This is a genomic window from Bacteroides neonati (assembly GCF_000499785.1).
GTDB lineage: Bacteria > Bacteroidota > Bacteroidia > Bacteroidales > Bacteroidaceae > Bacteroides > Bacteroides neonati.
Genome location: NZ_HG726030.1, coordinates 37930 through 57994, shown reverse-complemented (window position 1 = coordinate 57994; position 20065 = coordinate 37930). Strand labels below are relative to the sequence as shown.

The 20065-nt window shown below is 46.6% G+C and carries 19 protein-coding genes, 1 tRNA gene and 1 rRNA gene; 19 read left to right on the top strand and 2 right to left on the bottom strand.

The window, feature by feature from the left end; translation table 11 throughout:
- Positions 1–125: 125 nt before the first annotated feature.
- From rrf to TY03_RS20885, 12 genes are all read left to right on the top strand, one after another.
- Positions 126–236: ribosomal RNA gene (gene rrf / locus TY03_RS20935) — 5S ribosomal RNA — on the top strand.
- A 218-nt stretch (positions 237–454) separates the two neighbouring features.
- The gene (locus TY03_RS23240) at positions 455–910 is read left to right on the top strand and encodes a hypothetical protein (protein WP_074434228.1); all 456 of its coding nucleotides are present in this window, start codon (positions 455–457) and stop codon (positions 908–910) included.
- Positions 911–1056: 146 nt separating this feature from the next.
- Positions 1057–1869: a MotA/TolQ/ExbB proton channel family protein gene (locus TY03_RS20930; RefSeq protein WP_042373614.1), complete on the top strand. Its 813-nt coding sequence runs from the start codon at positions 1057–1059 to the stop codon at positions 1867–1869.
- A gap of 30 nt (positions 1870–1899) precedes the next feature.
- Positions 1900–2508 (top strand): ExbD/TolR family protein, encoded by a 609-nt coding sequence (locus TY03_RS20925; protein ID WP_042373612.1) that lies wholly within the window; start codon positions 1900–1902, stop codon positions 2506–2508.
- A 12-nt stretch (positions 2509–2520) separates the two neighbouring features.
- Positions 2521–3180, top strand: coding sequence for an ExbD/TolR family protein (locus TY03_RS20920; RefSeq protein WP_042373610.1), 660 nt, complete (start codon positions 2521–2523; stop codon positions 3178–3180).
- A 21-nt stretch (positions 3181–3201) separates the two neighbouring features.
- Complete coding sequence (locus TY03_RS20915; protein ID WP_042373608.1) at positions 3202–4014, top strand: energy transducer TonB; 813 nt, start codon at positions 3202–3204, stop codon at positions 4012–4014.
- Positions 4015–4023: 9 nt separating this feature from the next.
- On the top strand, positions 4024–4968 hold the full coding sequence (locus TY03_RS20910) for a PstS family phosphate ABC transporter substrate-binding protein (protein ID WP_042373619.1): 945 nt from the start codon (positions 4024–4026) through the stop codon (positions 4966–4968).
- Between the two features lie 19 nt (positions 4969–4987).
- Positions 4988–6421, top strand: a complete 1434-nt coding sequence (locus TY03_RS20905; protein WP_042373606.1) for a tetratricopeptide repeat protein — start codon at positions 4988–4990, stop codon at positions 6419–6421.
- Positions 6422–6592: 171 nt separating this feature from the next.
- On the top strand, positions 6593–7447 hold the full coding sequence (locus TY03_RS20900; protein ID WP_042373604.1) for an ABC transporter ATP-binding protein: 855 nt from the start codon (positions 6593–6595) through the stop codon (positions 7445–7447).
- The gene (locus TY03_RS20895) at positions 7444–8271 is read left to right on the top strand and encodes a hypothetical protein (protein WP_042373602.1); all 828 of its coding nucleotides are present in this window, start codon (positions 7444–7446) and stop codon (positions 8269–8271) included. Before TY03_RS20900 ends, TY03_RS20895 begins: the two co-directional genes overlap by 4 nt.
- 11 nt (positions 8272–8282) lie before the next feature.
- Positions 8283–8666 (top strand): GntR family transcriptional regulator, encoded by a 384-nt coding sequence (locus TY03_RS20890; RefSeq protein ID WP_042373599.1) that lies wholly within the window; start codon positions 8283–8285, stop codon positions 8664–8666.
- Positions 8667–8668: 2 nt separating this feature from the next.
- Positions 8669–9460 (top strand): hypothetical protein, encoded by a 792-nt coding sequence (locus TY03_RS20885; RefSeq protein WP_148335745.1) that lies wholly within the window; start codon positions 8669–8671, stop codon positions 9458–9460.
- 396 nt (positions 9461–9856) lie between these two features.
- Here the strand turns inward: TY03_RS20885 and TY03_RS20880 are convergent.
- Positions 9857–9929, bottom strand: a tRNA-Met gene (locus tag TY03_RS20880).
- 236 nt (positions 9930–10165) lie between these two features.
- Between TY03_RS20880 and TY03_RS20875 the strand changes: the two genes are divergently transcribed.
- From TY03_RS20875 to TY03_RS20865, 3 genes are read left to right on the top strand one after another with little or no spacing between them, the layout of a single operon-like run.
- A complete protein-coding gene (locus TY03_RS20875; protein WP_042373596.1) occupies positions 10166–10756 on the top strand; it encodes a TetR/AcrR family transcriptional regulator in 591 nt (196 codons plus the stop codon).
- 15 nt (positions 10757–10771) lie between these two features.
- Entirely contained in the window at positions 10772–11518 is a 747-nt protein-coding gene (fabG, locus tag TY03_RS20870) for a 3-oxoacyl-[acyl-carrier-protein] reductase (protein WP_042373593.1), read from the top strand.
- Positions 11519–11527: 9 nt separating this feature from the next.
- Positions 11528–12199, top strand: coding sequence for an RluA family pseudouridine synthase (locus TY03_RS20865; protein ID WP_042373591.1), 672 nt, complete (start codon positions 11528–11530; stop codon positions 12197–12199).
- Positions 12200–12569: 370 nt separating this feature from the next.
- Here the strand turns inward: TY03_RS20865 and TY03_RS20860 are convergent, their stop codons facing one another.
- A complete protein-coding gene (locus TY03_RS20860; protein WP_042373590.1) occupies positions 12570–13931 on the bottom strand; it encodes a sigma-54-dependent transcriptional regulator in 1362 nt (453 codons plus the stop codon).
- 94 nt (positions 13932–14025) lie between these two features.
- On the opposite strand from TY03_RS20860, the gene TY03_RS20855 reads away from it, so the two are divergent.
- The 4 genes from TY03_RS20855 (at position 14026) to TY03_RS20840 (ending at position 19815) form a co-directional block, all read left to right on the top strand.
- Positions 14026–14862, top strand: coding sequence for a peptidylprolyl isomerase (locus tag TY03_RS20855; protein WP_042373588.1), 837 nt, complete (start codon positions 14026–14028; stop codon positions 14860–14862).
- A gap of 3 nt (positions 14863–14865) precedes the next feature.
- Positions 14866–16098 (top strand): M16 family metallopeptidase, encoded by a 1233-nt coding sequence (locus TY03_RS20850; protein ID WP_042373586.1) that lies wholly within the window; start codon positions 14866–14868, stop codon positions 16096–16098.
- Positions 16099–16104: 6 nt separating this feature from the next.
- Entirely contained in the window at positions 16105–17442 is a 1338-nt protein-coding gene (locus TY03_RS20845) for an MATE family efflux transporter (protein ID WP_042373584.1), read from the top strand.
- Between the two features lie 63 nt (positions 17443–17505).
- Positions 17506–19815: a hybrid sensor histidine kinase/response regulator gene (locus TY03_RS20840; protein WP_074434227.1), complete on the top strand. Its 2310-nt coding sequence runs from the start codon at positions 17506–17508 to the stop codon at positions 19813–19815.
- Positions 19816–20065 lie beyond the last annotated feature (250 nt).

Sequence of the window (20065 nt, the reverse complement as noted above, 5' to 3'; positions counted from 1 at the left end):
TGGTAACATCAAAGCCGAGCCTTACTAATTGCCCGTTACACTTTCTTCTTATAGGTGTATGGTTGGTATATCCCTTTAGCTTTGCTAGAATGATTCTTTTTTGGTTTTTGTCATGTCAACCTTATTTAGGTGGCTATAGCATCAGGGTTCCACCTCTTCCCATTCCGAACAGAGAAGTTAAGCCTGATCACGCCGATGGTACTGCGTAACAGTGGGAGAGTAGGTAGCCGCCATTTTTAGAAACGTCCCGTTAGTCGATCAGACTGACGGGACGTTTTGCGTTATATAAGTTTTTCATTTTCTTTCTATTTACTTAAACAAAATATCTTGGAAGTGTGTTCTAAATTTAGTTTTAGAAATCACACATTAAAAGATGTAAAATGTTTATATAATACATTATTTGTTATTACATTTACCGCCGATTTAGAACGAGACCATTATTGTAAAGCATACGATGAAAACTTCTGTAAAATTCATATTCACATTTATCCTACTAATGCTAGTGTTTAGCAAAAGTGGTGATAGTAGGAATTTTGCATCTACATCAGATAAGTGCTTCTCGCAAGGGTGTACTTCATTTGACATATCCGAATGCTCTCATTCGGATGGCTTGACATTAGGCAGCATTGGCGATAAGATTTATTGCAATAAAATGCTTGCGTTGTCGTTTTCAGACGTTGAATTGGGCTTTAAATTATGTTCCGAGAGCTACTCTACTTCTAATAGCCTGCGAAGCCGTCGGGTTATTGAGCTCTCAGACTTTTTTAAGGGTCTTCTTTACGGGTTGTGTTTAAGAGAAAATTTGTTGGTATTAGACAAAAGTAAAAATTATCATTCGGATAAGGAATCGCATATTGCTCGACCGAGCTGTGAATACTATGTGTTTGCATTAAGACGAATACTTATTTAACTCCTTTCTTATTTACTGCGGTATGCTACCTTATTGCTGTGCGATTTTGATGATTCAAAATGGTGTAGGTGGTGGTGTGTTGCGTTTTTACTGCTTACTTACCTCAATAATTAAATAACAAATTTATCTTTTTAACAAAACTCATTATGGAAACTATTCAAAAAAAGTCTGCCTCATTTACAGGTATTAAATCTGCTGGATTAGTAATGGTCTGCTGTCTTGTATTGGCTATTTGTATCTATCATTTCTTGTTGGGAAACCCTGCAAACTTTATGAACAATGATCCTAACAACCATCCGCTACCAGGCAATTTCTTAGGCACTATTTACAAGGGAGGTGTTATTGTACCTATTATCCAAACACTGTTGTTGACCGTATTGGCTTTGAGTATCGAACGTTACTTTGCTATTCGTTCAGCTTTCGGTAGAGGATCGTTGACCAAATTTGTGAAGAATATCAAAGAAGCATTGGCTTCGGGTGATATGCGCAAAGCACAAGAAGTATGCGATGCTCAACGTGGTTCTGTAGCCAATGTGGTTACTGCTACACTGAGAAAGTATCAAGAGATGGAAAATGACAACACTGTGACGAAAGAGCAAAAGATTCTGGCTATTCAGAAAGAATTGGAAGAAGCTACTGCGCTTGAATTGCCTATGATGGAGCAAAACTTGCCTATTATCGGTACAATCACTACACTCGGTACATTGATGGGATTGCTCGGTACGGTTATCGGTATGATCCGTTCATTTGCCGCTCTGGCAGCTGGTGGTTCGGCCGACTCAATGGCACTCTCTCAGGGTATCTCTGAGGCTTTGATCAATACAGCTTTCGGTATCCTTACCGGTGCATTGGCTGTAATCTCTTATAACTACTTTACTAATAAAATTGATAAGCTGACTTACAGTCTCGACGAAGTTGGATTCTCTATCGTACAGACATTTGCAGCAACTCATAAATAATCGGGCTAACCCTTACTAACTAATAATATCATGGGTAGAGCGAAAATCAAAAAGAAAAGTACGTTCATCGACATGACGGCGATGAGTGACGTAACTGTTTTGCTGCTTACCTTTTTCATGTTGACATCAACATTCGTGAAAAAGGAACCGGTAACAGTTACTACTCCTGCCTCTGTTTCCGAAATAAAAATACCGGAAACGAATATCTTGTCGATACTAGTCGATCCGAATGGAAAGATTTTTATGAGCATGGACAAGCAAGCCGATTTAAAGGCCACGCTTGCCAGTATGGGAGAAGAGTATGGAGTTACCTTTACACCGGATGAGACGAAGAAGTTTATGCTTTCTTCAACGTTTGGTGTGCCAATGAAAAGCATGAAGAAGTATTTGGAACTGTCTCAAGAGAAACAGGATGAAGTACTGAAAACTGCCGGTATCCCTTGCGATAGTTTGGATAATCAATTTAAATCTTGGGTACGCAATGCCCGAGCCGTAAACCCCGATTTCCGTATTGCTATCAAAGCCGATGCAGCCACTCCATACGTTGTAATTAAACAAGTTATGAACTCGCTTCAGGACCTCAGAGAGAATCGGTACAACCTGATTACTTCTTTGAAGACAACTTCTGATGAAAAATAAAAAGAATATACTATGAGTGCTGAAGTACAAGAAAGTGCTAAAAAGAAAGGAAAAGGCAGTAAACAGAAGAAGATGTCGGTTCGCGTAGACTTTACGCCAATGGTCGACATGAACATGTTGCTGATTACTTTCTTCATGCTTTGTACCTCGCTGAGCAAGCCTCAGACGATGGAGATAAGCATGCCAAGCAACGATAAGAACATTACTGAAGAGCAGCAGAGTAAAGTGAAAGCCTCACAAGCAATCACCTTACTGTTGGGACACGGTGACCGAGTGTATTATTATGAAGGATTGCCAAACGCGGATTATAGTAACTTGACCGAGATTTCGTATAAGCCGGATGGATTACGGGCAATGCTTTTGAAGAAAAATGCAGCTGCAGTGCGCAAAGTCGAAGAACTGAAGCAGCAGAAACTGGAACTGAAAATATCACAGGATGAGTTTGAAAAACAACTTGCCGAAATTAAGGGAGGAAAGAACACGCCGACGGTTATCATCAAAGCGACCGACGACGCAACTTACAACAACCTGATCGACGCATTGGATGAAATGCAGATATGCAACATCGGCAAGTATGTGATTACAGACATTGAAGACGGTGATAAAGTCATGATTGGAAATTTGATGCAGAAGAACGGTGAGCCCTTGCCTGATACTGCCCAAAATAAGTAACACCTAAAAACAAAAAGTAAAATGGCTAAAATAGATTTGACTTCTGCCGAATGGTGTGATCTTATTTTTGAAGGTAAAAATAAGGCGTATGGCGCTTACAGAATGCGTGCCAACTCTCCCAGGCGGCATACGGTAGCTATGATCGTGGTGGTGATTATTGCCTTTATCGGCTTTAGCATACCTACCCTGATTAAACTGGCTACCCCTGCACAAAAAGAAGTGATGACCGAGGTAACTACCTTGTCACAATTGGACGAACCCGAAGTAAAACAGGACGAGATGAAGAAGCCCGAACCATTGGCTCCTCCTCCTCCTGCACTGAAAAGTTCGATCAAGTTTACCGCTCCTGTCATTAAGAAAGATGAAGAAGTGCGCGATGAAGACGAAATGAAAAGTCAGAAAGACTTGACTGAGACGAAGGTAGCGATCTCCATTGCCGATGTAAAAGGAAACGATGAAGCAAACGGTAAAGATATTGCCGACCTGAAACAAGTAGTGACACAAGCCGACCCGGTCGAAGAGGTCTTTGATATGGTAGAGCAAATGCCTCAGTTTCCCGGTGGAAATACCGAGTTGATGAAGTACATCGCCGAACACATGAAGTATCCCACTATTGCTCAGGAGAATGGAACACAAGGTCGTGTTATCTGCCAGTTCGTAGTAGGTAAAGATGGTCAGGTGCGTGATGTAAGTGTAGTTCGCTCACTCGATCCGTATTGCGATAAAGAGGCGATTCGCGTAATTCGTTCCATGCCTCCCTGGATTCCGGGAAAGCAAAACGGTAAATCCGTATCGGTGAAATATACAGTTCCTATCGTATTTAAATTGCAATAACAAATGAAAATGAAGAAACAATTCTGGCTAATGGGCGCATGGCTTTTGATCGCGCTTACCGCCTGTAACTCGAAGCCGAAAGATGGTCTGACAGATACGTATACGTCTGGAGTCATAGAAATAGCTGCCGACGAAAGTTTCCGGCCTATCGTGCAAGAGGAGATAGAGGTATTCGAGGGTCTGTTCCCTTTAGCCGGAGTTGTTCCTCGATACACAACCGAAGTCGAAGCGATTAATCTGCTGCTCAAAGACAGCGTGCGGCTGGCCATAACCACCCGCCGACTTACTGCCGAAGAGATGAACTCTTTTCATAGCCGTAAGTTCTTTCCCCGGGAGATAAAGTTGGCGACCGACGGGTTGGCGTTGATTGTGAATCGTCAAAATCCGGATACATTAATCAGTGTACGCGATATTCGTCGGATACTTACCGGCGAAGTCAGTAATTGGAAATCGATTTACCCGGCCTCACCGGCCATGGATATTACGGTAGTGTTTGATAATAAGAACTCCAGTACGGTGCGCTTTGCCATTGATTCGGTTTGCGGTGGAAAACCTCTTTCCGCCTCGGGTGTGAAAGCGATGAATACCAATCAACAGGTGATTGATTATGTAGCAAAAACACGCGATGCTATTGGAGTGATTGGCGTAAACTGGCTGGGCAATCGTGCCGATACGACCAATCTGTCGTTCCGCAAGGAAATCAGTGTAATGTCTGTCAGTGCAGACGATGTGGCAACACCCGAAAACAGTTATAAACCCTATCAGGCTTATCTGTTTTACGGCGATTATCCGTTGGCACGTCCGATTTATATTTTATTAAACGATCCTCGCAATGCATTACCTTGGGGATTTGCTTCTTTTTTAACCTCCGACAGAGGACAACGAATTATATTAAAGTCAGGCCTCGTTCCGGCAACACAACCGGTGCGTGTGGTAGACGTAAAAGACGAATGATAACTAAAATTTTATTACAATGAAACGAATTCAATTATTTTTAGTTGGTGTATTAATAGCAATCGGTCCACTTATGGCACAATCGGCAGATAGCGATTGGAAAGCCGGAGTTGATCGAGTAAAAGGTCTGATACAAAGTAACCCTACACAAGCAACAGATGAAGCAGAGTTGTTGCTGAAAGGGAAAAACAAAAAAAATCTGGAACTGGTCGTAGCTTTGGGCAATGCATACCTCGATGCAGGCAAGCTTCCCGAAGCAGAAACTTATTTGGCGCTGGCCAAGAAAATAAACCCTCGATCAGCGATTGCTTCGGTTCTTGAGGGCGATATTGCCGTAGCTAAGAAAGAGGCCGGCACTGCTTGTCAGCTATACGAGCAAGCCATCTTCTTTGATCCTAAATGCGAAGAAGCATATCTCAAGTTTGCCGATGTATACAAAGGAGCGAGCCCTCAGCTCGCTATTGAAAAGTTGGAGCAACTCCGGGCCATAAACCCTACCAGCACGGTTCCTGATAAGAAACTGGCTGAGATTTACTATCTCAATAACCGTTTTGACAAGGCTGCCGATGCCTATTCTCGTTTTATTAATTCACCCGAAGCTACAGAGGACGACTTGATGAAGTATGCCTTTGCACTCTTTTTGAGCCATAAGTTTGAACAATCTCTTGATATTGCCAATAAAGGCTTGCAGCGCAACAGCCGTCATGCTGCCTTCAATCGGTTGGCCATGTATAACTATACCGACCTAAAACGCTATGACGAAGCGCAAAAAGCAGCTACTGCTTTCTTTAACTCTTCAGACAAAGCCGATTTCTCCTACCTGGATTATATGTATTTTGGTCATCTGCTCAATGCGGTGAAGAAGTACGACGAAGCCGTTGTACAATATAAAAAGGCTTTGGAGTTAGATCCTACCAAGACCGACCTGTGGCGTGAGATATCGACTGCCTATGAAAATGGTAATCATTATCCCGAGGCCATTGCTGCCTACAAACAGTATTACGCCACTTTGCCCGCGGATAAGCAAACACCCGATATGCAGTTTCAGTTGGGAAAACTTTACTACGGACAAGGCACACAGACCGACTCATTGGTTATTAACGCCGTAGGCCGAAAGGCTGCTCTTGCATCGGCCGATTCTGTTTTTGCTGTGATTGCCCAAGCAGCTCCCGATAGTTATTTGGGTAATTTCTGGCGTGCACGTACCAATTCGGCATTAGATCCCGAAACATCGCAGGGGTTGGCTAAACCTTATTATGAAGGTATAGTTACTTTGCTTACCGGCAAAAACGACCCGCGATATAATCCGGCACTCATCGAGTGCTACAGTTACCTGGGATATTACTACCTGGTAGCCAATAAGCTACCCGAATCCAAGGAATACTGGAATAAAATTCTGGCTATAGACCCCGCTAATGCTACTGCTAAAAAAGCATTGGACGGCCTCAAATAGTAATAATTTTAGTTGTTTGTCGTGTAAGGAGGAGTGGAGAGTGATCTTAGCTCCTCCTCTTTTTTTTATTTTTTTCTTGCTTCATGCTTGTTTCATTTAAAATAATATCTATATTTGCAGTGTACTATTGTACTAATACACCGTATTTGCTAATTATAGATCATTATTACTATGATTTCAGTAGAAAATCTTTCGTTTGTTTACCGTAAATCGAAGCGTGCTGTGCTGCACGATTTCTCGCTCTCGCTACAGCAAGGGCGTGTTTACGGATTGCTTGGTAAGAATGGCGCGGGAAAATCCACGCTGCTTTACCTCATGTCGGGTTTGCTAACTCCCAAGAGTGGGAAGGTGTTATTCAACCACACCGACGTGCGTCGGCGGCTACCGGTTACTTTGCAGGATATCTTTCTGGTGCCCGAGGAGTTTGAGTTGCCGGCTGTTTCGCTCGTTAGTTATATTGAGTTGAACAGTCCCTTTTACCCTCGTTTTAGTAAAGAGGACATGATGAAATACCTTCACTATTTTGAGATGGATCTTGAGGTGAACTTGGGCGAGTTGTCCATGGGACAGAAGAAAAAAGTCTTTATGAGCTTTGCTTTGGCTACCAACACCTCACTGTTATTGATGGACGAGCCGACCAACGGTCTTGATATTCCCGGAAAAAGCCAATTCCGCAAGTTTATTGCTTCGGGTATGAGCGATGACAAAACGATCCTGATCTCTACCCATCATGTGCGGGATATTGATCATGTGCTCGATCATGTACTCATTATGGATAACAGCCGTGTGCTTCTCGATCAGTCGATTGCTGAAGTGAGCGAGAAGCTGTTGTTTGTCGAGAGCGATAGCCGTGAATCCTCCGAGGAGTCTCTCTTCTCATCGCCTACCGTACAGGGGCATATGATGATTCTACCCAACACGCATGGCGAAGAGTCTGAAGTGAACCTCGAACTGCTTTTCAACGCTACTTTAGCCTTACCCGAACAGATAGCTCAATTGTTTCACACCAAAATGAATGAACGATGATCAAAGATACTTTTTTCTACATGCCCCGTTTTGTGAATTTGTGTCGCAAAAACATGGTCGAGAGTTGGAAGACCAATGTGCTCCGTTTCGTGATGATGTATGGAGTGATGGTTATTATCCTGATGTGGAGCGCTTATTTTGAATATAGGTATAAAATAGAGCTGGCCAATGATGATAGTATATGGCAGTTTAGTATGATTTTTTTTGTTTGGACATTGATGGGGTTTGGCATTATAAGTGCATCGTTCACGATGGAAAGAATGAAAACAAAAATAAGTCGGCTTTCCGAGTTGATGACTCCAGCTACCTCGTTCGAGAAATACTTCTCGCATTGGGTTATTTCTACTGTCGTTTTTCTGATTGTTTTTTTGATCGCTTTCCGTCTGGCCGACTATACCCGTGTATTGGTCTATTCGCTCATCTATCCCGAGTTGAAAGCCATCGCTCCTTTACCTCTTTCTCATTTCGTAGGTAATGGAAAAGAATATTTTACACTATTTAAGTCGGTCGAAGAGTTAAATGCTTTTATCGCTGTTTATTTCTTCTTTCAGTCCTGCTTTGTGCTTGGAAGCTCCATTTGGCCTAAGAATGCATTTATCAAAACATTTGCCGCCGGAGTAGTGATTGTGGTGGTTTATATACTAATAGCCCTTGGTATAACTGATTTGATGAAAAATGTTAATACCTACTATTGGTTTGGTGCCACATTGACCCAAGAAAGAGTGTTGATTATCGCATGTATCGGCTGCTGGTGTTTTGCTCTGTTTAACTGGGTGCTTGCCTACTTCCGCTTTAAGGAGTCGGAGATTATCAATCGAATGTAATACATTAACCTATGAACTTTAAAGAAAGTAAAGCCATTTATTTGCAAATAGCCGATCGTATTTCGGACGAAATACTATTAGGCCATTACCCCGAAGAGGAGCGTATTCCCTCTGTGCGAGAATATGCCGCTATTGTAGAGGTAAATGCCAATACAACCATGCGCTCGTTTGACTATCTACAGTCGCAGAACATTATTTATAATAAGCGTGGCATCGGCTATTTCGTTTCGTCCGGTGCCAAAGAGCTGATCCGTTCTCTTCGTCGGGATGTTTTTTTGAAAGAAGAGGTAAACTACTTCTTTCATCAGCTTGCTACATTGAATATCTCGGCAGACGAATTGTCGGCTATGTATCAAGAATATATTCACAAGAATAGTAACCGTAGAATTGACTAATTATGAAGTGTACAACAAAAATATTAATCGGAGTCCTCGTGTCGGGAGTGGTGTTTGTGGCCGCTATGACCATTCTTACTTTTTCTTTCGGGACCCCGCGTGAATCGCTTGTTTTTAATACTAAACCCATCAGCATGGATGTATCTGCTTTTCGTGTGGTCGATCTGCACATGCAGGTGGAGAAAGATCTTGGGTACAAAGAGGTATCTCTGTATGGCGATTTGAATGTGTTGCCTATGCAGGGAGGAAAGCAAGTGTTTACGTATCCGGAAGATTTAGCTCCCTACCTTTCGGTGGTGTCGAAGCAGGATACGTTGTGTATTACAGTGAACGTATCGAAAGATAATCTATCCGATTCTTACAAAAAACGTAACTGGATAGCGATGAGCTGTTCTCCCATGACATTGACGGTCGACCCCTCTCTGTTGGCTGTTCGAAGCGATATCAGAGACCTTACAGTCAACCTATCGGGTATTACTGCCGATTCTCTCTCATTGGTTGCCCATGCCCTGAAGGTCGACTCTTGTTCGCTTCGTGCGCTTTCGGTGCAAGATACCTATCGGTTCAAGTTACTGAAAAGTCAGGTAACAGATGTTCACCTTGATTTGGATGGGATGGGCGACTGGAGTGTCAATAACTGTCGGATAGAGAATGAGTATCTCACCGGAAGTGACACACATTATAATGAATGGCAAAAGAGTGAATGTCGGCACGTGTACTGGATACCCAAAAGCTCGAAGGCCAAATTGCAGGTGGTATTGAAGGATTCGGCAAGTATATCGTCTGTTAACTAACCCAACAAATCCGGTTATAGTTATTGAGAGGGATTGAAGTTGTTCAATCCCTCTTTTTATATAGCCCTTATCAATCCGGATAAGATATTAGTTTCTACAAGCATCTGTATATTAGTGATGTATGATCTTTTTCTTGCACTTTGTCCGAGGCACCGTTTCTTTGTTTACAAGAGTACTATTTTAAGGGAGTGTTAACTACGTACTTTTGATATCCAGGAGTACGTACTCTTTGATACCAAGAATATATACTCTTGTTCCAGAGTAGAACTACGCGAGGGAAATCAATTAACAGTGTTAAAATGAGGGGGAAAGGAGTTTGGGGCTTCCGTATAATCCGGAACTCTGCCGGGGTAAAACAGAAAAAGAGAGAAGCGTTATACTTCTCTCTTTTCTTAGTTGCGGAGGCCTGACTCGAACAGACGACCTTTGGGTTATGAGCCCAACGAGCTACCAACTGCTCCACTCCGCGATCATTGTGAGTGCAAAGGTACTGCTTTTTTGTTAGCATGCAAATTATTCACTGCTTATTTTTCAATAAAAAATGCGTTTCTTTCGTAATTAGCTGTGCGTAAGACTGTTGTATGTGCATTTATTTTTGCGTTCTATATTTACATACAAATGTTAATAATATTCCTCTTTTCTTGTATGATCGCAAGAAAAACGTTACTTTTGCTCAGATTATTCAGTAATGTGCAATTGTAACCTATGGCTATATCAAAAACGAAAGCAAAGCTGGTTGACGTTGCCCGTCAGCTTTTTGCCAAGATGGGAGTGGAGAATACCACGATGAATGACATCGCGCTTGCTTCCAAAAAGGGTAGAAGAACGCTATATACTTATTTCAAAAGTAAGGATGAGATTTATTCGGCTGTGGTAGAGTCTGAGTTGGATATCCTTTCGGATATGATGAAGCGTGTGGCCGAAAAAGATATGTCTCCCGATATAAAGATAATGGAGATGATTTACACCCGTCTCGATGCGGTAAAAGAAGTTGTTTATCGCAATGGCACGCTTCGTGCTGTTTTCTTTCGCGATATTTGGAGAGTAGAGAAGGTACGAAAGAAATTTGACACCAAAGAGATGATACTCTTCAAAGGGGTATTGCAAGAGGGCAAAGAAAAAGGAGTGTTTCGCATTGACGATGTAGACATGACGGCCGCCTTGGTGCATTATTGTGTAAAAGGGATCGAAGTTCCTTATATACGCGGCCACATAGGCAGCAACCTCGATATGGAAACCCGAAAGAAATACGTTGCCAACATTGTGTTTGGCGCACTTCATAGAATTGATCATTAATAAATAAATTTTAGTATGGGATTATTAGATGGAAAAACAGCTATCGTAACCGGTGCTGCTCGTGGTATTGGTAAAGCTATCGCTTTGAAGTTTGCTTCTGAAGGAGCTAATATTGCGTTTACCGACCTCGTAATTGACGATAATGCAGAGAATACAGCCAAAGAAATTGAGGCAATGGGTGTAAAAGCCAAAGGATATGCTTCGAATGCAGCCAACTTTGAAGATACAGCCAAGGTTGTTGCAGAGATTCACAAGGATTTTGGTAGCATCGATATTCTGGTAAACAACGCCGGTATCACCCGCGATGGTTTGATGATGCGTATGAGCGAGCAACAGTGGGACATGGTTATCAATGTAAACCTCAAGTCGGCTTTCAACTTTGTACATGCTTGTACGCCGATCATGATGCGTCAAAAGTCAGGTAATATCATCAACATGGCCTCTGTGGTAGGTGTTCATGGCAACGCCGGACAAGCCAACTACTCAGCTTCTAAAGCGGGTATGATTGCGCTGGCCAAGTCTATCGCACAAGAACTGGGTTCTCGTGGCGTACGTGCCAATGCCATTGCTCCCGGATTCATCATTACCGATATGACGGCTGCTCTGTCTGAAGAAGTAAGAACCGAATGGGCTAAGAAGATTCCATTGCGTCGTGGAGGTACACCCGAGGATGTGGCAAACGTAGCTACCTTCCTGGCTTCCGATCTTGCTTCGTATGTAACCGGTCAGGTGATTCAAGTCGATGGCGGTATGAATATGTAATTCATACGCATGACTGTCATATACGAAGACAATCATCTGATTGTCGTTAATAAGTCCGCTTCCGAGATTGTTCAGGGAGATAAAACCGGAGATACACCGCTTTCCGAAACCGTTAAACAGTATCTGAAAGAGAAGTACAATAAGCCCGGCAATGTCTTTGTAGGTGTTACCCACCGCCTGGATCGGCCCGTAAGCGGGCTTGTTATTTTTGCCAAAACCAGTAAAGCCCTGCCCCGCCTGAACGATATGTTCAAGAACAGCGAGGTGAAGAAAACCTATTGGGCCATTGTGAAGAATGCACCCAAAGAGCCCGAAGGCGAACTGGTGCATTACCTGGTGCGCAACGAGAAGCAAAACAAAAGCTATGCCTACGATAAGGAGGTGCCCAACAGCAAGAAGGCGATTCTGAATTATCGGCTGATTGGTCGTTCGGACAATTATTTTCTGCTGGAGATAGACCTTCAGACAGGTCGTCATCATCAGATTCGGTGTCAGTTGGCAAAGATGGGTTGCCCCATTAAAGGCGATCTGAAGTACGGCTTCCCGCGTTCCAACCCCGATGCCAGTATCTGTTTGCATTCGCGGCATGTCCGGTTTATACATCCGGTGTCCAAAGAGTGTATTGAGCTCGATGCTCCCGTACCCGACGGTAATTTATGGAATGGATTTGAAATGTTTTGATCCATCCTCTTGCATTTATATAAAGAAAGAAGCCATCCCCCTGAATAGACAAAAAGTAGGGGATGGCTTCTTCTTAGTTAGAACACTTGCTTAATTTTTCATACACATCTGCTTTTATGGGTTCGTACTATATATATTAGGGTTTAAGTAATATATGAATGCGAAATAAAACGTTTATATAAGATATACGGGCAAACGACGTGCCAAAGTGTAGGGGCAAATGGTAAGTATGGTAAGATCAGTGAATTATTGCGCAGAGGTAAATGCAACCGTGTTGCGCATACTGTGGAAAGGTGTGGAAACCGTGGCGGGGAGTGTGGAATAATTCCACACTCCCCGCCACGATAACTTCCTGTGTATAGCCACAGCCTTATAGTTCGATGCTGTATAGCTTTAGTTTATTGTAGAGAGTTTTCCGGTCTATATTCAAGAGCTGTGCCGCTTTGCTTTTATTATGTCCCGTCAGTCGAAGTGCTTCGAGTATGCGCTCCTTCTCTGTCTCTTCGTTTCTCAGAGCGATGCTCGAGGGTGCCGGTATGCTCTCGTTCAGCTCTTCTCCCAGTTCGGCAGTGGTGATAAACCGACCTTGTGCCAATAGGGTGGCTCGCTTAACGATGTTTTTCATCTGGCGTAGGTTGCCCGGCCAGTGGTAGTCGAGCATCATTCGCGATGCCTTATCGTCGAATCCGATCAACTGTTTGTCCAGTTCCCGGTTGGCTTGGTCGAGAAAGAAGTTGGCAAAGAGCAATATATCCTCCTGCCGTTCCTTCAAATCGGGCATACGCAACGTAAATTCGTTGATGCGGTGGTAGAGGTCTTCGCGAAATACACCTCGTTCGATGCCCTGTTCCAGATTCTCGTTCGTGGCCGATACGAGTCGTACATCGACCGTAATCTCTTGGTTCGATCCTACCGGTCTTATTTTTCTTTCCTGCAAGGCACGCAGTAGCTGAATCTGTACCTCATAGCTTAAGTTTCCTATCTCGTCGAGAAAGAGTGTGCCTCCGGCAGCTGCAACGAAAGCACCTGTCTTGTCGGTCAGTGCACCGGTGAACGAACCTTTTACATGGCCGAAAAACTCAGAGGCTGCCAACTCTTTGGGAATCGAACCGCAGTCAATGGCAATAAAGGGCTTATTGCTGCGCTTGCTCAGTTGATGAATGCGGTGCGCCACATACTCCTTGCCCGTGCCGCTTGCGCCGTTAATGAGTACCGACATATTGGTTGGTGCCACTAAATCGACATAGTTGTACAACTGCCGGGCTGCATCGCTTTCGCCTTCAAGATAAGCTTGATCCTTATTGGCGGCAGCAGCTGTATCTCCCTTGCGTATGTTGTTGCCCGGAGTGGGAGCAGGTGCGGGGGGAGCCGATGGAGTTTGCAAGGCTTCGGTTATTTTCTTCAATAACTCTTCGGGGTTTACGGGTTTGGCTACATAGTCGCGCGCACCCAACTTGATGGCTTGTACGGCCGATTGTATATCGGCATATCCGGTCATGATGATCAGTGGAATCGAAAGCCCCTTTTGGTTCATCCATTTGAGTAAATGAATGCCGTCGTGGTCGGGCAAACGTAGATCAGACAGAATCAGATCGGCTCTTTGCTCTTCCAGATGTTTTTGCGCACGAGCGATGTTACTCTCCGACGAAACGTCGAAGCCCTTCTTGCTCAGCCACGTTTTTAGCATCATCCCGAAGGTAAGATCGTCTTCTACTATCAGTATTGATTTCATTCTGTAGTTGTTTTACTCTTTTTTGTATCTTACAAAGGTAAGAGGTTTTAGATGAAAGTCGTATATTTGCAGACTTAAATTAATTGAAACTACCATGAAAAAGAACTTATTAATAGTATTAATCATACTGGTGTGCGGTGCAACGGCCTGCATATCGGGACAAAAGAAGGATGAAAAGATGGATAAAGAAACAATGCTAAAAATTGAAACAACGCTGGGCACTATCCGCGTGAAGCTTTACAACGAGACGCCGCAGCACAGAGACAACTTTATTAAGTTGGCTAAGAACGATACCTATAAAGGTACACTTTTTCATCGGGTGATTAAGGATTTCATGGTGCAAGCCGGCGATCCTGATTCAAAGAACGCACCCAAGGGCAAGATGTTGGGTTCGGGCGATGTAGGCTATACGATCCCTGCCGAATTTGTTTATCCGCAGTATTTCCATAAGAAAGGAGCACTTTCGGCTGCCCGTCAGGGCGATGAAACGAATCCGAAGAAGGCCTCTTCGGGTTGTCAGTTCTACATCGTTACCGGAAAGGTGTACAACGACTCTACGCTGTTGAGCATGGAGCAACAGAAGAATCAGAACAAGCTTACGACTATCTTCAATGCTTTGGCTCAAAAGCACATGAAGGAGATTTATAAGATGCGCAAAGCCAATGACGAAGAGGGACTCTATGCCCTGCAAGACACTCTCTTGGCTGAGGCCGAGGCAGAAGCAGCCAAGCAACCCGACTTTCACTTTACCCCCGAGCAAATCAAGGCTTATACTACGGTAGGCGGTACGCCGCACCTCGACAACGAATACACCGTATTTGGCGAAGTGGTAGAGGGAATGGATATCGTCGATAAGATTCAAGGAGTAAAGACCGACCGCAGTGACCGTCCCGAAGAGGATGTGAAGATCATCAAAGTGGAGGTAGAATAATTCATGAACATCAGCAAATACACGCTCGCCAATGGCTTGCGGCTGGTACATACGCAGGACGAGAGCACACAGATGGTGGCTCTCAACTTGCTTTATGATGTGGGCGCTCGTGATGAGCATCCCGATCATACCGGCTTTGCCCACTTGTTCGAGCACCTGATGTTCGGCGGGTCGGTACACATTCCCGATTACGATGCCCCGTTGCAGTTGGCCGGTGGCGAGAACAATGCATGGACCAATAACGATAGCACCAATTACTACCTCACCGTTCCGCGTCAGAACGTAGAGACCGGATTCTGGTTGGAGTCCGATCGTATGCTGAGCCTCGACTTCAACGAGCGCAGTCTCGAAGTACAGCGTGGTGTGGTGATGGAGGAGTTCAAGCAACGTTGCCTGAATCAGCCTTACGGCGATGTGGGGCATCTGCTTCGTCCGTTGGCCTATCGCGTACATCCGTATCAATGGCCTACCATCGGCAAGCAGCTCGATCACATAGCCAATGCTACGCTCGAAGAGGTGAAGGAGTTCTTTTTCCGCTTCTATGCTCCCAACAATGCAGTGCTTGCCGTTACCGGCAACCTTTCGTTCGAGGAAGCGGTACAGCTTACCGAGAAGTGGTTCGGCCCCATCCCCCGTCGCGAAGTGCCGGTGCGTTGCCTGCCCCAGGAGCCCGTGCAAACCGAAGAAAGACGGTTGACGGTAGAGCGCAATGTGCCGCTCGATGCCCTCTTTATGTCGTTTCATATGTGCAATCGCCACAGCCCCGATTACTATGCCTTCGACCTCTTGTCGGACATTCTCAGTAACGGACGCTCCAGTCGCCTGAACCAACGGTTGGTACAGCAGAAGCACGTGTTTTCGAGTATCGACGCTTCCATTTCGGGGAGTACGGATGCCGGGTTGTTTCATATTCAAGGGAAGCCCGCCCCCGGCGTATCGCTCGAAGCAGCCGAAGCGGCTATCCGCGAAGAGTTGAACCTACTGCAAACCGAACTGATAGCCGACGGCGAGTTAGAGAAAGTGAAGAATAAGTTTGAGTCTACCCAGATATTCGGCAATATAAACTACCTGAACGTAGCCACCAACCTGGCTTGGTTCGAGCTTAACGGGCAGGCCGAAGACCTGTTGAAGGAGGTCGAAAACTACCGTGCCATATCTGCCGAGCAGCTTCGAGCTGTAGCGCAGAAGGCTTTTTGCCCCGACAATGGGGTGGTACTCTATTACAAGAAACAATAATAACCTATGACCGAATCCTTTTTCAAGACCTATAAGAGCCATTACCGTGCTCTTCTTTACTTAGGTCTTCCCATCGTTATCGGCCAGATCGGCGTTATCGTTCTGGGCTTTGCCGATACACTGATGATCGGACATCACAGCACAAACGAGCTGGCAGCAGCTTCGTTTGTGAACAATGTCTTTAACCTTGCCATTATCTTTAGTACGGGTTTCTCGTACGGATTAACCCCCATTGTGGGCAGCTTTTATGGTAACCGGCAGTTTGCACCCGCCGGACAAGCCTTGCGGTGCAGCCTGCTCGCCAATTTCTTGGTAAGCCTCCTGCTTACCGCTCTGATGGGTATTCTGTTCTTGAATATCGATCACCTTGGGCAGCCTGTCGAACTCATGCCGCTCATTAAACCCTACTATCTGGTGTTGCTCAGTTCGCTGGTCTTTGTGTTGCTGTTCAACGGCTTCAAACAGTTTACCGACGGCATCACCGATACACGTACTTCCATGTGGATACTACTGAGCGGAAACCTGCTCAACATCATAGGCAACTACATCCTGATCAACGGTCATCTGGGCTTTCCGGAGCTTGGCTTGTTGGGTGCAGGCATCAGTACGCTCTTCTCGCGTGTTGTGATGGTGCTTGTTTTCGTCTTCATCTTCCTGCGCAGCCGTCGTTTCATTCGGTATAAGGTCGGCTTTGTCCGCTTCGGATGGTCGCGTGCGCTGTTGGCACGTCTCAATGCATTGGGGTGGCCCGTTGCTTTGCAGATGGGTATGGAGACTGCCTCTTTCAGCCTCAGTGCCATCATGGTGGGCTGGTTGGGCACCATTGCATTGGCCTCTCACCAGATTATGTCTGCCATCTCGCAGTTCACCTTCATGATGTTTTACGGCATGGGGGCAGCTGTGGCGGTGCGTGTGAGTAACTTCAAGGGGCAGTCGGATATTGTCAACGTGCGCCGTTCGGCCTACGCCGGTTTCCACCTGATGATGGTGATGGTCATTGTGCTTTCGGGCATTGTGTTCCTGTTCCGCAACCACTTGGGCGGATGGTTTACCGATAGTCCCGAGGTTTCGGCAATGGTTGTTACCCTGATTATTCCGATGCTGGTCTATCAGTTTGGCGACGGGTTGCAGATTAACTTCGCCAACGCCCTGCGCGGCATCTCGGACGTAAAACCGATGATGGTTATTGCCTTCATATCGTACTTTGTCATCTCGCTTCCCGTAGGTTATTTCTGCGGATTTGTGCTCGACTGGGGCGTGGTGGGCGTATGGATGGCTTTCCCGTTTGGACTGACGAGTGCGGGAGTGATGCTTTGGCTGCGCTTCCGTCATCAGACGAAATAAGAAGTCGGGGTAGTTGCCTGCTGAGGCGGCAATTGCCCCGAAGAACCCGATAAAGAGAGAATCATGAATCCGACGAAATTGAAAATCGCTCTTGGCTACACCCTGCTTTTAGCCATATTGATGCTTTCGCTACTATTCGTTCATCGCGAAGTAGAAGTGCTCTCGGCTGCCGATACCCGTCGCGATCTGGAGGCAGACAGCCTCTTGATGCTGCTTCGGCAGAAAGACACCAATACCATTCAAATGCTTCGTGTGTTGAGCGAAGCCAATGAAGCCGCCATTACACCGAGCGAGATCGAAGAGATTATCGCTACGCAAGACTCCATCTCCACGCAGCAACGCGTACAACACCGAGTCATTACCCGTCGCGATTCGCTCATCACCACTCCGCCCAAGAAAGGCTTCTTTAAACGACTGGCCGAAGCCTTCGTGCCCTCCAAGCACGACTCGGCACTGCTGGTCAACTCGTCGCTCGAGTTGCGTGTCGATACGATTATTGAACCCTCATCTACCGTCGACTCTCTGCACCAGCGTTTGCGTACGGTTACCCAACAGAAGCAGGTGCACCGCCCGGCTACCCGTCGGGTCAATGTGAGATACCGGCAGCGCGACACCCAACTTACCGCCCGCATCGACTCCTTGGTGAGTGCTTACGAACAGGCCATCACCCTGCGTGCCCATCAGGATGAGCAGGCAGGAAGCGATCTGCGTCGTCGCTCCGCCCGAGCCATTGCAGGTATTGCGGTGGGAGCGGTGCTGCTCGCCGCCCTGTTCCTTACCTTGGTGTTGCGCGACATTGGCCGGAGCAACCGCCAACGCCGGGAACTCGAAGCCGCCAACCGCCGTGCCAACGATCTGCTGCTGGCACGCGAAAAGATGATGCTCGCCATCACGCACGACTTCAAAGCACCGCTGGGCTCTATCCTCGGGTATGCAGACCTGCTGACTCGCCTCACTGCCGATGATCGCCAGCGTTTCTACCTCGATAATATGCGCACCTCCTCGCGACACCTGTTGCGGTTGGTGACCGATCTGCTCGACTTTCACCGGCTCGACTTGCGCAAGGAGACGATGAACCGCGTCACCTTTCATCCCCTTCCCTTGCTCGAGGAAGTTCACACCGCTTTCGCTCCGTTGGCGGCGCAGAAGGGGCTTGCCCTGCGTCTGGACGTCGATGAGGCACTCGATGGTACGTTTATCAGCGACCCGTTGCGCATCCGCCAGATTCTGACGAACCTGCTGTCGAACGCCATCAAGTTCACCACGCAGGGGTCGGTAACGCTCACCGCTCGCTATGCTGCTTCGCAATTGACGCTTGCCGTAGCCGATACCGGTCAGGGCATGGCAGCGAGCGACTGCGAGCGCATCTTCCAAGAATTCACCCGCCTGCCCGGTGCACAGGGCGAAGAGGGTTTCGGGCTCGGACTCTCGATCGTACACAAGCTCGTGACCTTGCTCGAAGGCGAAATAAAGGTCGACAGTGTATGGCAGAAAGGGAGCACCTTTACCGTGCAGTTGCCGCTCTATCCCGTTCATGCGCAAGGGGGCGCAACGGGCGATAAAGCAGACGACGAAGCTCCCGCAGCAGACGTTCTTGCCCGCCCCGAAGCCTCTTTGAGGGTAGTGCTTATCGACGACGACCGTATTCAACTCACCCTTACCGCCGCCATGCTTACGCAAGCGGGTATTACGGCTGTGTGCTGCGAACAGCTCGACGAGCTGACCGAGGCACTGCGCACCCAAACGTTCGATCTCCTGCTATCCGACGTGCAGATGCCTGCCATTAATGGCTTCGACCTCTTGCGACTGCTCCGTGCCTCGAACATAGAGCAAGCCCGCACCATCCCCATCATGGCGGTGACGGCGCGCAGTGATATGTCGGTCGCTGAGTTTCGTGCCCACGGCTTTGCCGGTGTATTGCGCAAACCCTTTACCGTGGCGGAGCTTCAGCTGGCTGTGGCAGGTTGGGCACCCGTTGCCGATATACCGCTACCGGATGCCCGGATCGAGGTCAATCCACCGGGTACTTCGCTCTGCATCGGCAACCTCACCGCCTTCTCGGGCGATGATAAGGAGGCGGCAGAGGAGATTCTCAACAGCTTTGTCGAGCAAACCGAGCAAGAGATTGTTCGCTTTGAGGCAGCGTTGGCACACAAGAACACTGCCACGCTGGCTGCGGTAGCACACAAGTTGTTGCCATTATTGACATTGGTGCAGGCAGGCGAGCTTGTGAAGCTGCTTGCGTTGGTTGAGCAGTGCCGCGACCATACGTCTTTGGATGTCGAAACGGCTGTTGCCGCTGCCAAGGCCATCGAGCTTCTGCATACGGTCGTAGCCGCTGTCCGGAGAGAACCCCTTTACGGTGGCTCGTAGAGGGGGGTAAGATCACCCTTACCTTGATGTAGGATCACCTTTACCCTGATGTAGGATCACCCTTACCTTCATCCTGCATCACTCTTACGCTGATGTCGGGTCGCTCTTCGCTGCATCCTCCTTGCCTCGATTCGGCAGGTTTGTACGCGCGCCTGTTCGAATCATCTTATATAACACCGGCAGATCTATTCGCATTTACAGTTTATTTCTTACCTTTGCCTCACGGATGTACAATAGTTTTCCTTGCCGT